The organism is Bradyrhizobium sp. ORS 111, assembly GCF_045571485.1.
In the GTDB taxonomy this organism is placed as follows: Bacteria; Pseudomonadota; Alphaproteobacteria; order Rhizobiales; family Xanthobacteraceae; genus Bradyrhizobium.
In genome coordinates this window covers 1839797-1854212 of sequence record NZ_CP120701.1, presented here as the reverse complement: position 1 = coordinate 1854212, position 14416 = coordinate 1839797, and the positions used below count along the sequence as shown (strand labels likewise).

At 65.0% G+C, this 14416-nt stretch carries 15 protein-coding genes and 1 tRNA gene; 9 read left to right on the top strand and 7 right to left on the bottom strand.

Annotated elements, in window-relative coordinates; genetic code table 11:
• Positions 1–27 precede the first annotated feature (27 nt).
• Positions 28–2748: a chemotaxis protein CheW gene (locus P6U30_RS08580; protein ID WP_407168973.1), complete on the bottom strand. Its 2721-nt coding sequence runs from the start codon at positions 2746–2748 to the stop codon at positions 28–30.
• Positions 2749–2939: 191 nt separating this feature from the next.
• Positions 2940–3587, bottom strand: a complete 648-nt coding sequence (gene chpT, locus P6U30_RS08575; protein WP_407168972.1) for a histidine phosphotransferase ChpT — start codon at positions 3585–3587, stop codon at positions 2940–2942.
• Between the two features lie 185 nt (positions 3588–3772).
• Here chpT and cysQ point away from each other — a divergent pair, with 185 nt between their 5' ends.
• Complete coding sequence (gene cysQ / locus P6U30_RS08570) at positions 3773–4600, top strand: 3'(2'),5'-bisphosphate nucleotidase CysQ (RefSeq protein WP_407168971.1); 828 nt, start codon at positions 3773–3775, stop codon at positions 4598–4600.
• A 104-nt stretch (positions 4601–4704) separates the two neighbouring features.
• Here the strand turns inward: cysQ and P6U30_RS08565 are convergent, their stop codons facing one another.
• Positions 4705–5229, bottom strand: coding sequence for a YHS domain-containing (seleno)protein (locus tag P6U30_RS08565; RefSeq protein ID WP_407168970.1), 525 nt, complete (start codon positions 5227–5229; stop codon positions 4705–4707).
• A 92-nt stretch (positions 5230–5321) separates the two neighbouring features.
• Here P6U30_RS08565 and P6U30_RS08560 point away from each other — a divergent pair, with 92 nt between their 5' ends.
• The 4 genes from P6U30_RS08560 to P6U30_RS08545 all read left to right on the top strand — a co-directional run bounded on the left by P6U30_RS08560 (position 5322) and on the right by P6U30_RS08545 (position 7914).
• Positions 5322–5927 (top strand): DUF1134 domain-containing protein, encoded by a 606-nt coding sequence (locus P6U30_RS08560; protein ID WP_407168969.1) that lies wholly within the window; start codon positions 5322–5324, stop codon positions 5925–5927.
• Positions 5928–6063: 136 nt separating this feature from the next.
• The gene (locus P6U30_RS08555) at positions 6064–7338 is read left to right on the top strand and encodes a hypothetical protein (protein ID WP_407168968.1); all 1275 of its coding nucleotides are present in this window, start codon (positions 6064–6066) and stop codon (positions 7336–7338) included.
• Between the two features lie 111 nt (positions 7339–7449).
• Positions 7450–7524, top strand: a tRNA-Val gene (locus P6U30_RS08550).
• 201 nt (positions 7525–7725) lie between these two features.
• A complete protein-coding gene (locus P6U30_RS08545) occupies positions 7726–7914 on the top strand; it encodes a hypothetical protein (protein WP_407150921.1) in 189 nt (62 codons plus the stop codon).
• 131 nt (positions 7915–8045) lie between these two features.
• On the opposite strand, the gene P6U30_RS08540 is transcribed toward P6U30_RS08545, so the two are convergent.
• Positions 8046–8405 carry a hypothetical protein gene (locus tag P6U30_RS08540; RefSeq protein WP_407168967.1) on the bottom strand — a complete coding sequence of 120 codons (360 nt, stop codon included), beginning with the start codon at positions 8403–8405 and terminating at the stop codon, positions 8046–8048.
• 193 nt (positions 8406–8598) lie between these two features.
• On the opposite strand from P6U30_RS08540, the gene P6U30_RS08535 reads away from it, so the two are divergent.
• Entirely contained in the window at positions 8599–8970 is a 372-nt protein-coding gene (locus tag P6U30_RS08535; RefSeq protein ID WP_407168966.1) for a DUF4118 domain-containing protein, read from the top strand.
• Between the two features lie 97 nt (positions 8971–9067).
• Here the strand turns inward: P6U30_RS08535 and P6U30_RS08530 are convergent, their stop codons facing one another.
• Positions 9068–9208: a hypothetical protein gene (locus tag P6U30_RS08530; protein ID WP_407168965.1), complete on the bottom strand. Its 141-nt coding sequence runs from the start codon at positions 9206–9208 to the stop codon at positions 9068–9070.
• Between the two features lie 184 nt (positions 9209–9392).
• On the opposite strand from P6U30_RS08530, the gene P6U30_RS08525 reads away from it, so the two are divergent.
• A complete protein-coding gene (locus P6U30_RS08525; RefSeq protein ID WP_407168964.1) occupies positions 9393–9605 on the top strand; it encodes a hypothetical protein in 213 nt (70 codons plus the stop codon).
• A 295-nt stretch (positions 9606–9900) separates the two neighbouring features.
• Here P6U30_RS08525 and P6U30_RS08520 read toward each other — a convergent pair whose 3' ends face one another.
• Together P6U30_RS08520 and P6U30_RS08515 are read right to left on the bottom strand one after the other, a co-directional pair.
• Positions 9901–10437, bottom strand: a complete 537-nt coding sequence (locus P6U30_RS08520; RefSeq protein ID WP_407168963.1) for a hypothetical protein — start codon at positions 10435–10437, stop codon at positions 9901–9903.
• 146 nt (positions 10438–10583) lie between these two features.
• Positions 10584–12131, bottom strand: coding sequence for an acetolactate synthase large subunit (locus tag P6U30_RS08515; RefSeq protein WP_407168962.1), 1548 nt, complete (start codon positions 12129–12131; stop codon positions 10584–10586).
• A gap of 224 nt (positions 12132–12355) precedes the next feature.
• Here P6U30_RS08515 and P6U30_RS08510 point away from each other — a divergent pair, with 224 nt between their 5' ends.
• Positions 12356–12925, top strand: a complete 570-nt coding sequence (locus P6U30_RS08510; protein WP_407150914.1) for a L,D-transpeptidase — start codon at positions 12356–12358, stop codon at positions 12923–12925.
• Between the two features lie 90 nt (positions 12926–13015).
• Positions 13016–13810 (top strand): DUF2927 domain-containing protein, encoded by a 795-nt coding sequence (locus tag P6U30_RS08505; RefSeq protein WP_407170403.1) that lies wholly within the window; start codon positions 13016–13018, stop codon positions 13808–13810.
• The last annotated feature ends 606 nt before the right edge of the window (positions 13811–14416 follow it).

Genomic DNA, 14416 nt, shown 5'->3' with positions numbered 1-14416 from the left:
CGCGGCCCTTTGGGTCCGGATCATGCTCTACGCCGCCTTGCGCAGTTCGGCGGTCTGCTCCTTGAGCGCCGCGATCAGCCCGGGACGGTCGAACTTGGCGACGTAGTCGTGGAAGCCGGCCTGCCGGCCGCGCTCGATCGCCGCCGGCGACACCATCGCCGACAGCGCGATGATCGGCAGCCCGGTCAGGTTGCCGTCGGCGCGGATCACCTCGGCGAACTCGAAGCCGTTCATCTCCGGCATCTCGATGTCGGTCAGCACCACGTCGAAGGCCTGCCCCGAGCGCAGCGCCGCGAGCCCCTCCTGCGCGCCGCCCGCGGTGCGCACCCTGTAGCCGGCGGCCTTCAAGACCGGCGCCAGCATGTTGCGGAAGAACGCGCTATCATCGACCAGCAGCACCGACTGCGCGCTGGCCGACGGGCGCATCTCCTTGCGCGCGAACCAGTCGGCAAACGCCATCGGCAGGAAGTGGCCGACGTCGATCACCTCGGTGGCCTGGCCCTTGATCACCGCCGAGCCCAGAATGCCGTCCTGGGAGCCCGCGACCTCGATGTTGAGCCGCTCCTCGACGATGTCGATGATCTCGTCGACCACCAGCCCCATCGAGCGGCCGTCGTCGGAGAACACCAGGATCGGCTGCGCGCCCTGGCGCTGCACCTCGACGCCCGCCATCTGCACCAGCGGCATCAGCTGCTCGCGGTACTGCACCATGTGGCGGCCGTTAGAGAGCTCGATCTTGTCGGCGGCGATCTCCTCGAGCCGGGTGACGAGGCCGAGCGGCACCGCCTTGGGCTGCGAGGTGCCGGCGCGGAACACCAAGAGCGAGGTCAGTTGCTCGCCGCTTGCGGCATGGGCGGCGGCGGTGTCCTCGGCCAGCTCATGGGCCGCGGCGCCGGAGGCGCCGAGCGCCTTGGCGATGCCGTTGGGGTCGATGATCATGATCACCGCGCCGTCGCCGAGGATGGTGTTGCCGGAGAACATGTCGATGTGGCGCAGCTTGGTCGACATCGGCTTGACCACGATCTCCTCGGTGTGGAACACGCCGTCGACCACGATGCCGAAGGTCTGGCTGCCGACCTGCGTCACCACGATGAAGCCGTTCTCGGCCGCGGCGGCCGCGCCGTCGTCGATCTGCAGGAGCTTCTTCAGGTGGATCAGCGGCAACAGCTTGTTGCGCAGCCGCAAGACCGCGGTGTCCTTGATGCGCTCGATGCGGTGCTCGGAGTTGGCGCGGGCCCGCACCAATTCGACCACCGACAATTGCGGGATCGCAAAGCGGTCGCCGGCGGCCTCGACGATCAGCGCGGAGACGATCGCCAGCGTCAGCGGGATCTTGATGGTGACGCTGGCGCCCTCGCCGGCCACGCTCTTGATGTCGATGGTGCCGCCGATCTGGTCGATATTGGTGCGCACCACGTCCATGCCGACGCCGCGGCCGGACACCGAGGTCACCTGCGCGGCGGTCGAGAAGCCGGGCGCGAAGATGAACTTGTGGACCTGCGCTTCCGTCATCTTCTCCAGCTCGGCCTCGGTGACGAGACCGTTCGAGAGCGCCTTGGCCTTGATCCGCTCGGTGTTGAGGCCGCGGCCATTGTCGGCGATGCCGATGATGATGTGGCCGCCCTCGTGATAGGCGGACAGCCGGATGGTGCCCTGCTCGGGCTTGCCGCTCGCGAGCCGCTCGGCCGGGGTCTCGAGGCCATGGTCGGCGGAGTTGCGCACCATGTGGGTCAGCGGATCCTTGATCAGGTCGAGCACCTGGCGGTCGAGCTCGGTGTCGGCGCCGTGCATCTCGAGTTCGATCTGCTTGCCGAGCTCGCCGGAGAGGTCGCGGACGATGCGCGGCAGCTTCTGCCAGGCGTTGCCGATCGGCTGCATCCGCGTCTTCATGACGCCCTCCTGCAGCTCGGCGGTGACGTTGGAGAGCCGCTGCAGCGGCACCTTGAACTCGGTATCCTCGTTGCGCCTTGAGATCTCCAGGAGCTGGTTGCGGGTCAAGACCAGCTCGGAGACCATGGTCATCAGGTGCTCGAGGGTGTCGACATTGACCCGGATCGACTGGTTGGCGATCTTGTCGCCGGCCTCGGCCTCGGCCTCGATGGCGCTCCGGCGCGCCGGCCGCTTCGCGCCCTCGGGTGGGGCGGGGGCGGCGGCAGGCGCCGCGGCGGGCCTAGCGACCGGCGCCACCACCTCGGTTGCGGTCTCGCGGAAGGCGCGCTCGAGCTCGTCGAGCGAGACCTCGCCCGGGCGCAACGGCCGCTCCAATGTCTGCGCCACCAGCGTGCCCGTGGCGAGCGCCGGCTGCACCGGGGGCGCCTCCACCACCGGCACCGCCGTAGCGTCAGCCGCGCTGGTCTCGGCCATCGCCGCCATGCCGCGCGCGACCATCGCTTCGAGCTGATCGATCAGGTCGCGGTCGGTGCCGTCGGGCTCGGCCTCGGTGGCCTCGAGCCCGGCCAAAATCTCCTTAATGCGGTCGATCGAGGACAGGATCAGCGTCACCGCCTCCGCGGTCACCGGCATGCCGTCGCGGAACTTGCCCATCAAGGTCTCGCCGGCATGCGCCAACGCCTCCAACCGCGGCAGCCCGAGGAAGCCGCAGGTCCCCTTGATCGTGTGCACCAGGCGGAAGATGTTATCCAGGATCTTGGCGTTGTTCGGATCCTGCTCGAACTGCACAAGCTGGTTGTCGACCGTGTCCAGGCTCTCGCTGCTCTCCGTCAGGAACTCGCGCAACAGATCGTCCATGGAAACCAGCCTTTAAAACGCAGCGGCGCGCGACATCGCCGCGCCTTACGGAACCGGGCCAGCTTCCCTGCAAAGCGTTTAAGTTTGGTTGAGTAATCGCAAAGGAACGGGATCAACAAAGACATAAGGCCGCGCGATCAAATCGCGCGGCCTGTGGTAACCGTTGATTAACAGTGTGGCGGAGACCGCGTTCAGGACGCCGCGACAATCACCTTGTCGCCGTCCAGCGCGAGCGTCACCTTGAGCCCGCAGGCTTCCGCGAGGAGCCGCGTGTAATGCGGCTGCACCGCATGCGCGTCGACCGTGTTGGCCGCCGTTCCGTTGAGGAGATCGACGATGTTCTGCGGCACGCGGGCATTGAGACCGGCGGACGTGATGCGGAAGCTCAAGGCTTCGCCCTCGCCGACCGGATCGATGGTGAGCGTGCCGCCGCGCGGAATCGTCTGCTGCGCGATCACGAGCATGTTCAACAGCAGCTTGACCCGGTTCTTGGGCAGCAGCAGCCGCGGCAAATTCCAGCTCATCGTGACCTTGCCGTCCTCGATATGGCCCTTCGCCATGTTGTGGGCGTCGCCGAGGTCGATCTGCGCACCGGAAGAACCGGCTGCGCCGAACGCCAGCCGACAGAACTGCAATCGCGCCGAAGCGGTCTTGGCGCTCTTGCGGATCAGATCGAGTGCGAAGTCACGATCTTCGGGCTTGGGATTGTCGTCGAGGACCTCAAGTCCATTGACGATCGCACCAACCGGACTGATGAGATCGTGACAGACCCGCGAGCACAGCAGCGCGGCGAGTTCAAGTGCGTCGGGAGCGGGACCGGGAGACGAAGTGCCAGACATAGATTGTTCCTGGAAAGCCGCACGCCGCGGGAGGAGTGCGAATCACGCATGCCTGTCGGCTTGATACACTGCGAAGACGCATGCTGCCAGCTTGCGGCGGGACTGATAAGGCATGATCCGGACGGGAACGGCCGCGTTAGCGCATTATGCTCAAATAAAAGATCAACAGGACATGGGACCCGCTTATGAATGAGGCAAAATCGCCCGCCATCGGTCGCGATATCGCCGCCGCGCTGCTCGAATCGCTGACCGAGCTGGTGATCCAGGCCGGCGAGGCGATTCTTTCAGTCAATCGTTCCACGATGAAGGTTGCCGGCAAGGGTGACGGCTCGCCGGTGACGGAAGCGGATCTTGCCGCCGATCAGATCATCGTCGAGGGATTAGGGCGGCTGGCACCACGAGTATCGCTGCTGTCGGAAGAGCGCGCTCATCTGGCGAAGCCACCCTACAAGGACAGCTTTTTCCTGATCGATCCGCTCGACGGCACCAAGGAGTTCGTCGCCGGCCGCAACGAGTTCACGGTCAATGTGGCGCTCGTCACACACGGCGCACCGCTGCTTGGCATCGTCGGTGCACCTGCGCTGGGATTGATCTGGCGCGGCATCGTCGGCGCGGGCGCGGAACGGCTGACGCTGCGTGACGGCAAGGTTTCGCACACGGTGCCGATCAAGACCCGTCCGCGCCCGGCGCGTGGCGCGCCGTGGACCGTGGCGGTCAGCCGGTCGCATGGCGATCCGCGCACCGAAGCCTTCATCGACGCGCGCGGCGGCGCCACGCGCGCGGTGCTGGGCTCAGCGGTTAAATTCGGCCGGGTCGCCGAGGGAGAGGTTGATATCTATCCCCGCCTTTCGCCGACGTCGGAATGGGATGTCGCGGCCGGCGCCGCGGTGGTCGTCGCGGCCGGCGGCAAGGTGACCGATTCGCGAGGGCAACCGCTGCATTTCGGGTTGGGTCGCGAGGACTTCCTGGTCCCGGAATTCATTGCCTGGGGTGACCCGGCTGCAGCGTCCTGATCCAGAGCCTTATCGGTCCTGATTGAATCAGAGCCGAAGCTCTCGATTCCCGGTTTGACGCGTCTTCTTCACGCGAACCGGTGTCCACTGCGCTCGAAAACACTCTATTGGGCGAGATTCTCTTCGAGCTTCGGCCAGCGCGCTTTGGCCTCCTTCAGAAAGCGCGCCGGATCGGCAGCAAAGGCGTCGCGGCTCTTTTCCCGATTGAAGAGATAGAGCCTGTTCCCGGCGACCACCCAGAATCGCGGATTGCCCGCGCAGGTCACCCCGCGCACCAAATCGGTCGGATCGTAACCACCGAACTGCGGGCCATAGATTTCAGGATGCGCCACGAAGGAGGCGCGGTTGCCCTCGTTGCGAAAGCGCCAGACCGCGCCACCCTCGGCGGCCTCGAATTCAGGCCGGCCGACGGACGCGGCGGCGTCGGTGAAATAGGCGACGGGATCGAATCCCTCGATCGCGAGACCGGAAAATCGGTTCGTCACCACCCGCTCGGTGGTGGAGGCTCGGGCGGACGAGTCGAGCCAGGTGGCCGCCAAAATGCCCGCCAACAGGCCGAAAATCGCCACTCGACGGCACCAACCATATTTTTCCTGCCGTTGTGCCGTCATAGTTGATACCGATAACATCCGAGTCGAGGGGACACTGGGCGCAACCTAGAGCCGTGCCTGTTGGCATAGGGTTAAGGGTGACGTCCGGATTTCGATAGCAGGGGTTCTTAATGACTTTCGCATCACGCCTTGCCGCGGTCGCGTTTGCCGCGCTGATGTGCTGGACCGGACATGCGTCCGCGCAGCAGCCCCCGCCGCCGCAATATCCACCGCCCCAGCGTGACCCGACCCCGTATACCTACGGACCGGAGGAATTGGTCAACGCCGGACACAAGTTCTTCGGCAACGTGTCTCGTGGACTCGCCTCGATCATCGAGCGCGCCGTCAGCCAGTGGGGGCTTCCCAACGGCTATGTGCTCGGCGAGGAAGGCTCCGGCGCCTTCGTGGCGGGGCTGCGCTACGGCGAAGGCACGCTCTACACCAAGAATGCCGGCGACCTTCGAGTCTACTGGCAGGGGCCGTCAGTGGGCTTCGACTGGGGTGGGGACGGCGCCCGCACCATGACGCTGGTCTATAACCTGCCCTCCACCAGCGCGATCTATCAGCGCTTCGTCGGCATCGACGGGTCTGCCTACATCATCGGTGGTTTCGGCATGACCGCGTTGACCGCCAACAACATCGTGCTGGTACCGATCCGCTCCGGCATCGGCTTGCGGCTCGGCGCGAATGTCGGCTACCTCAAATACACTCCGCGGGCGACCTGGAACCCGTTCTAATCGCCGTCTGTGCGGGTTGTCGTGGACGACCTTGGCCGCCAATCAGCGATTCACGTTAACGCTGCAACGGGCTGGCCTTTGGCCAGCCCGCCATGGCATTGTGATTAACCAATTATTTCTTGTGGAGTGACCCTTCATGATCGAACCGATCATGTACGGCGCGATCGGTTTCCTGATCTCGATGCTGTGCGGCCTGATGATCGTGCCGCTGGTGCACAATCGCGCCGTGCGGTTAACGACGCGCCGCATGGAGGCGGCCACCCCGCTCTCGATGGCCGAGATCCAGGCCGACAAGGACCAGCTTCGCGCCGAATTCGCGATGTCGGCACGCCGGCTCGAGATGAGCGTCGACCAGCTCAAGAGCAAGACCACGAGCCAGCTCGCCGAACTCGGCAAGAAGACCGATGCGATCAACCGCATGAAGATCGAGCTTGGCGAGAAGAACGCCGCGATTTTCGCATTGGAAACACGCGATAAGGCGATGCAGGAGCAGCTCCAAGCCACCGAGCAGGAAATCTCCGCCAAGACCGAGCAATTGCGCGCGGTCGAGCAGGCACTGACCGAGAAGCAGACCGAGCTTGGCAAGATCAACGCCGTGCTGAGCGATCGCTCCCTGACGGTGGACAGTCGCCGGATCGAGCTCGTCACGGCGCAAACGCAGGTTGAGGCGCTGAAGGGCCGCATCGGCAACGCCGAGAAGGAATACGCGGCGACCCAGGCCCGCCTCGCCGAGGAGCGCAGCCAGTCGGAAATCGCGACCCGCGACCTGGCGGAAGCGCGCGGCCGGGTCAAGAATTTGACCCAGCGCGTCGCCGACCTTGTCAAGGAAGCCGAAACGCTCGGCAACCGCGTCAACGATCTCGAGACGCGGCTCGCGACCCAGGGCAAGCTGCTCGCCGAACGCGAATACGAGAACAGCCAGCTCAAGCAGGCGAACGCCGCCGCCGAGCTGGCCCTGCAGAAGCTGCGCGAGGAGACCGCCGCGCCAAGCGGAGGCAAATCATCGCTCCTTGCGAAACTGCGCCAGGAGAAGGCCGCAGCCGAGGAGCAGCTCAGTGTCGCTCGTGATGAGGGCGCCAAGCTGCAACGCGACATTAGCGAGATCCAGCAGCAGGCCGAGAGCTCCTGGACGACCGAGCGCATGGAGAACGCGCTGCTGCGCGAGCGCATCAACGACATCGCCGCCGAAGTGGCGAAGCTTGCGATCCAGCTCGAGGGACCGAATTCGACGATCGAGGCCATGCTGGCGGCCGAACCGACGGTGCCGGCCAAGACGGCCGCCAAACCCGCCGGTGGGACCGGAAATGGGGCTGCCGCCGGCAGCGGCCCGCCCGAGGGTGGCGGTACACTGGCCGAACGCATCCGGGCGCTGCAGTCGCACGCCTCCCGCGCCCGCCGGCGGGGCGCCTGATCTCGAAGGTCTTGGCTTGACACCTCCACCCGGCACTTCGTAAATCGCAGCCTCTGACGAAGCACGTTTCGACCGGCCGCCGAGCAGCGGCCTTTCGTGCGCCGTTATCCCGGACGCATAGCTCAGCGGGAGAGCGTTCCCTTCACACGGGAGAGGTCCAAGGTTCGATCCCTTGTGCGTCCACCATTTACCTCAATAAAATCAATTAGATCGGAAGATGTGGCCCGCTCGATGGAGGCGCTCGGTCGATATCTGTCCATGAAAGTTGCGTGCGAAGGTATGCGGATTCCGTGCATCGAGCTTCGGCTTGCCTGAGGCTAGGTCAGTCCGAGGAACAATAGGTCTTGGATGTTGTTTCGGTGAAGGCAGGGTCGAAAGGACGATCCGATGCACGGTTACACGGCGTACGTCCTCAGCTCCGACGACCGCATTCTATGGCGGGTTGATCTGTTCTGCGGCAACGACGACGACGCGCGGGAGCAGGCCCAGAATCTGGCGACTGACGATCAGCCGGTGGAGCTTTGGGACGGCGCGCGCAAGATCGGAAAATTTGCGCCGTCACACATGATGAATTGATTCTCCCCGCCGGAATTTTTTGTGCTGGTTCAGGTATTTAAGTCCTGAAACGGGCCCCTTCGCAGCGGACCGCTGTGCGGCCTCGCGCGCCCGCCAATTCACCGCCGGCCGGCGACGTCCCGGCCTCCGGCTCATTGCCGGACGGGATGCGGCGACGGCGCGGACGGGCGCCGGTTGAGTTCACCGAGCAAATCGCGCACGGCCCCATCGAATTCATCGGGCTGCCGACGAGGATCGACCTGCGGCGTGCGGCGTGACGCCTTGCGGCGTCCGGAGAAGCTGCCATTGGCGGCGACCAGAAGCCCCTCGAGATTGATCATCAGATCGTCTCGTCCTGCACCGGCAGCGGGCGGCGCGCGCCGCTGTGGGTGGGCCGCCGGTGCATCCCCGCGCGCAATCCGGCGGCGACGGCGCGACTCCATTTCGCGTACGGCATATCCCGAACAGAAGCCCATGCCGACGGCGATAAGAATGATCAGAAGTCCGAGCATTGTGTTGTCCCGCAATCACCCTGCCGCAATGCAGTAAGCGCGACAATGAGGCAGGGGCTTGACGAGGACGGTTCGGTTTCGTGGAGGATGCGCGGGTGCCGACGGAGCGCCGTGGTCCACGGAATCCTACGGGCTTTTATTTGATGTCCTGCTTCGCTACCTTCCGCGGAACTCGCGGGGGCGTGGGAATCCGATGCGCAAGGGCAACGACTACATTTTGAAGCTGCGCCCGTGGTCGCTGTCTACCTTCGCCGCCGCCCTGCTGGCCGTGGTGTTCGCCACCGCGATGCAGGAAGTCTTCGCGACCTTCGGCCTGCAGCTCTACTTCGCAACCTTCGTGCCAGCGATCCTGATCGCAGGCCTGTTGGGCGGCGCCCCGGCCGGCGCCTTTGCCACCGTCATTACGGTCCCAATCGTGTGGTGGATGTTCATGCCGCCCTGCTTCGAGTTTGCCTGGCCCACGGCTGCCGACTACGACAGCATCTCGAGCTTCTTGCTGTCGAGCGCCCTCCTCGTCTGCTTCTCGCAGCTCTATCGCGAAGCGCTCGCCATTCTGCGGAAGTGAAATTCGATCGCGTCCCCAGCGCCGCCCGTTTGCACCGGCAACCAAGCCGACCGGCTTGACCTCGCCGCGGCTCGCTGTGGCGCCGTTATCGGCGCCCTCACATCCCGAACATCCAGACGGCGATGATGGTGGCGAGTGTCGCCACGCCGCTGATTGTCCAGCCGACCGCGTAGAACGCATTCTCGGGAGCGGTGTCGAGCACCGCATCGGTCGTTTCCGTCATTGACCGCCAGCGCATGGCGTCTCTCCTCGGAACTCCTGCCCATCGGCATAACGCGCAGCAAAGTTCCCGGTTCCCGCCGGCGATCGTGAGCCGCACAGTTCACGGACCACTCACGGACAACTGATCCAGCCCGCGGAACCCTGCGACATTCCGCCCCGTTGAGGCGCGCCGGAAAACAGCAACTTGGGAGACCTATCCGATGCGAACACTGATCCTCGCCGCCACTGCTCTTGCCTTCCTGTCCTCCACCGCGCTCGCGCAAGACAAGACCGGCGCCAGCCCCGCGCCCGCCGCACAGAGCGGTGACACGATGAGCAAGGGCGATACGAGCAAGATGGCGCCGAAGAAGGCGAAGAAGACGGCGAAGAAGTCCAGCGCCAAATCCGGCGGCGAAGCGACCAAGCAACAGTAGGAAACAATCGCGCCCGGTGCGCACAGGAAAGGCCGCCTGCGGGGCGGCCTTTCTCGGTCCCGGCCGGTGACATTGCGATCAGTGCAACCGTCATCGCCGGTGAACTCAGGTGCGGAGGGGGAAGCCAAGCGAAGCCGGTGATGAGCAGCGCTATTGGACCGTACTGAAAATTGACCACCAGCCCCTGTAATTGCTCCACCTGCCGCACCTTACTTGTGGCGTGATGCCGCGAGCAGCGCATGATCCAAACGGGCTATCACGAGGACGATCGGGACCCCACCGTTCAACGACAGACCTAACGTCCAGCGTCATCGTCGCGCCTTCGCGCAAGCCCGCTCACGCGCAGCCGCTCGGCAAACCACAGCGACGCCCCCCGCTCGATCGCACCGCCCGCATAGACCTCCGACGAGGTCACCCCATCCCGTCCGACGATCACCAGCACGCCGATCTCGTAGGCGAACCAGACAAGCGGATCGGTCAACGCCCGCAGCTTGTGCTGATCGTGCTCGATCGGCTGGTGATTGCTCTCCTTGCGCAGCTCGATGGCCAGCAGATTGTTGGGGATGTCGCGCTGATGCACGACGATGTCGGGATAGATCGACTTGCCGAGATGATCGTCGGACGAGACGGTCGAGCCGTGCGGCAGCCGCAGCGTGCGCTCGCCGAGCCGGTCGTAGTTGCAATCAACCTGCCAGCCGGCGAACTGCCGCTCGACATAGACCGCCAGCCGGTGCGTGAGCGTCCGTTCGCCGAAATCGCGCTCCAGCAGGAAGCGTTCCTGTGCGTAGAAGTCCTGCAGCGCGGCGATCACCTTGTTCAGCGCGGTCTGCATCAGGCCTCCGACTGACAGGGCCGCCGCTGCGGCCGGTTGCGATGCTTTAGTTGAGCATGATCCCCGCGCAAACGCTTCGCGTTTGTCGCAGGGAAAACCGGTTTCCACTTTGCGCTCGCGCGGCCCTTCGGGTCCGGATCATGCTGCTACATCTGCACTTCGATCAGTCGCGGGCCCGGCTCCGCGACGGCTTCCGCCAAGGCCTTGTTGAACTCGTCCGCATTGGTCACCGCGCGGCCCGGCACGCCCATGCCCTTGGCGAGCGCGACGAAATCGAGCGTCGGCCGGTCGATCTTCAACATGTCCTGCGCCCGCTGGCCCGGCTCGCCGGCGCCGACGCCGTCGAACTCGCCGCGCAGGATCTGATAGATGCGGTTGGCGAACACGATGGTGACGACGTTGAGCCCCTCGCGTGCCTGCGTCCAGAGCGACTGGATCGTGTACATCGCGCTGCCGTCGCCGACCATGCAGATCACCTTGCGGTCCGGGCAGGCGATCGCCGCCCCAGTTGCGACCGGCGTCGAGAAACCGATCGAGCCGCCCATGTTCTGCAGCCAGTCATGCGGCGCCGCGGCGGCCGTCGGCGGAAAGAAGCCGCGGCCGGTGGTGACGGATTCGTCGACCATGATAGCGTTCTCAGGGATCGCATAGGCGATCGCCTGCGCGATCGTCGTGTGATTGAGGGCGCCGGTCGGCTTGACCAGCTCTTGCCGCTGCTGCGGCTTGACGTGCTGCGGCGTGGCGTGGAGCACATTGGCGAGCGCCTCGAGCGCCGCGACCGAGTTCTCGCCCCAGGCGGTCATGCGATGCACATCGCAGCCCTCCGCTTTCAATAGGCTCGGCTTGTTCGGATAGGCGAAGAACGCCACCGGATCATTGGCTTCGACCAGCACGATGTGCCGGAAATCCTTGAGGATCGGCAGCGCCTGCTCGATCACATAGGGAATGCGGTTGATCGAAAACCGGCCCCGGCCGCGCGCCATGCGCGGGTGGAAGGTCTGGCCCATCACGGTGCAGCCGGTCTTGCCGGCGATCCGCTCCGCCAGCGCCAGCCCCTGCTCGGAGAGCGCGCTGCCGGTGATTAGGAGCAGTGTATGCGCTGCATCGCCGTGCAGGATCTTCGCTGCGGTATCGACCGCCTGCGGCGAATAGCTCGGGCGCTGCTTCTCCGCCGGCATCTCGGCAATGCCGTCGGCCTCGTTCCATGCGGTGTCGGCGGGCAGGATCAGCGTTGCGATCTGCGGCGGTGCGCTCCTGGCCGCCGCGATCGCCGCTGCGCCGTCGGCGGCGACCGACTTCGCATCCGGCGAGGTGCGCACCCAGGACGACATCGGCCGCGCGAGCCCCTCGATGTCAGACGTCAGCGGCGCGTTGTAGCCGATGTGATAGGTCGCATGCTGGCCGACGATATTGACGATGCCGGAATGAGCCTTCTTGGCGTTGTGCAGATTGGCGAGCCCGTTGGCGAGGCCGGGCCCGAGATGCAGCAGCGTCGAGGCCGGCGTGCCCTTCATGCGGAAATAGCCGTCGGCCGCGCCGGTCACGATGCCCTCGAACAGGCCGAGCACGCAGCGCATGCCCGGGACCCTGTCCAGCGCCGCGACGAAATGCATCTCGGACGTGCCCGGGTTGGTAAAGCAGACGTCCACACCGCCTGCGACCAATGTCCGCACCAGGCTTTCCGCACCATTCATGGTCTCGCTCCCGTCAGAGATGTTCTCGTCGTCGGCCCAGATCAACCATTGTTCGCCCGGTTCGTCAAAGGTTTAGCCGATCAATGCAGGTATCGCGTCCGATGTGTTGCCTTTTTAAACCCTGTTGTTCGAAACTCGCGATCTCACAGCATCGTCGGTTGCGAAACACCTGAGATTGTGGCCTGTCTCGACACGTACTTGATGCTTCCTGGGGGATCACGACGATGCGCCCGATTGCCCTGATCTTTGCTGCGCTCACGATGCTCGCAGGCGCGGGCCAGGCGCTGGCGGAAGGCCTCGACACCCGCGACTTCATGGGCTTCGGCCCGAGCTTCTTCGGTAGCGGCGCGAGTCCGATCCAGCGCACAACCGTGATGTATCCGACCAACTATGCGCCCGGCACCATCATCGTGAACACCGCCGAGCGGCGGCTCTATCTGGTGCTGCCCGGCGGCGAAGCGCTGCGCTACGGCATCGGCGTCGGCCGCGACGGCTTCCGCTGGAGCGGAACCCATCGTATCACCGCGAAGAAGGCGTGGCCGGGGTGGACGCCCCCCTCCCAGATGCTGCGCCGCCGTCCCGACCTGCCGCGCCACATGGCCGGCGGTATCGAGAATCCGCTCGGTGCGCGTGCGCTGTATCTCGGCTCGACCCTGTACCGCATCCACGGCTCGAACGAGCCCGAGACCATCGGCCAGGCGGTCTCGTCGGGCTGCTTCCGCATGACCAACGACGACATCGTCGACCTCTACAATCGGGTCTCGGTCGGCACCACGGTGGTGGTGAAGAACTGACCGCGCCGCCCCCCGCCGGCGCCAAGGCCGCAATCCGGCATGACTGATCCCGACTTGCGCTGCCGCAGCACTTGCGGCAGCGTCGTCCGAATGCGGCACCGCCTCTCGACCCTGCTTCTCTTCGCCGCGGCAGTTGCTGCCGTCGACGCTGCGACCACGTTCGCGGTCGCCACCGAAATTCCGGCCATCACCTCGCGCCAGCACACCGAGCGGAAAGCTTTCAGCGACACCGAGATCGTCGAGGGCTTCCTGAAGACGGCGTTCGGCGCCGAATATCATCTCGCCGGCCGAGTCGATCGCATCAGAAAATACGACAGCCCGGTGCGCGTATTCGCCGACGGCACCCGCGCCGACCGCAAGACCCAGCTCGCGAAAGTCGTCGCCGACATCCGCGCCAAGGTCCGGCATCTCGACATTGCGATGACCGAGGACAACAACGCGGCCAATGTGCGCGTCAAGCTCGTGCGCGACCACGACCTCTATCGCACCATCGCGACCTTCTACGGCCGCGAACGCGCCCGGGAGATCCGCACCTCGCTCGATCCGCAGTGCCTGTCCGGCTTCCGCAAGAACGACAATTACGAGATCGAGCATTCCGACGTGATCCTCACCGTCGACAACGGCGACTTTGTCTTCCTCGATTGCGCCTATGAGGAACTGCTGCAGTCGCTCGGACCGATCAACGACACCGCGACCGTGCCGTGGACCATGTTCAACGACAATGTCTCGATGGGTTATTTCGACGTCTACGATCAATATCTGCTCAACCTGCTCTACGATCCCCGCATCAAGGCCGGCATGACCGTGCAGGAGGTCAAGGGCGTGCTGCCCGATGTCCTCGCCGACGTGCGCGCGTGGGTGAAAAAGGTGAACCACCTGGAGTAACGCTGGAGGCTTCGAGCCGCGTTGCGCGCCGCTCGCAACGCCGGTCGTCCCAGCGAAAGCAGGGACCCATACGCCGCAGCAGATGTTGTGAAAGGGACTCGTCATTCGGGCGAAGACCGGGACCCATGACCACCGCATTTGGTGATGAACCCGATCGTGGTCTCAGCGTCGCGCAATAGCTGACATTGGGTCCCGGCCACCGTGCGCAATTGCGCACTCGGCCGGGACGACGATGGGGATCGTTCTCGCGCGATGTCTCAACGCCGTCATTGCGAGCGGCCAACGGGTCGCGCGAACGCACCCGACGACAGGCTCCGCGACGCAACTCATCTCTCTCCACCGTCATCCCCCGCGCATGCGGGGAATCCAGTACGCTGCGGCCTCTCGGATCCATCACTGCGGCCTCTGGAATACTGGCTCGCCCGCCTTCGCGGGCGATGACAGGCACTGAGATGTGGCATTGTGTTCTCGCGGCACGATAAACCGAAATATTCTTGCCGCCAGGTCTTGCGCCGTCGGGGCAACTCAGCGCTATGGGCGCGCCTCCCGGCGCGAGCCCCGGAATAACGAAAACGCCGGGGATTTCGCTCGCCCGACAGACCAGTT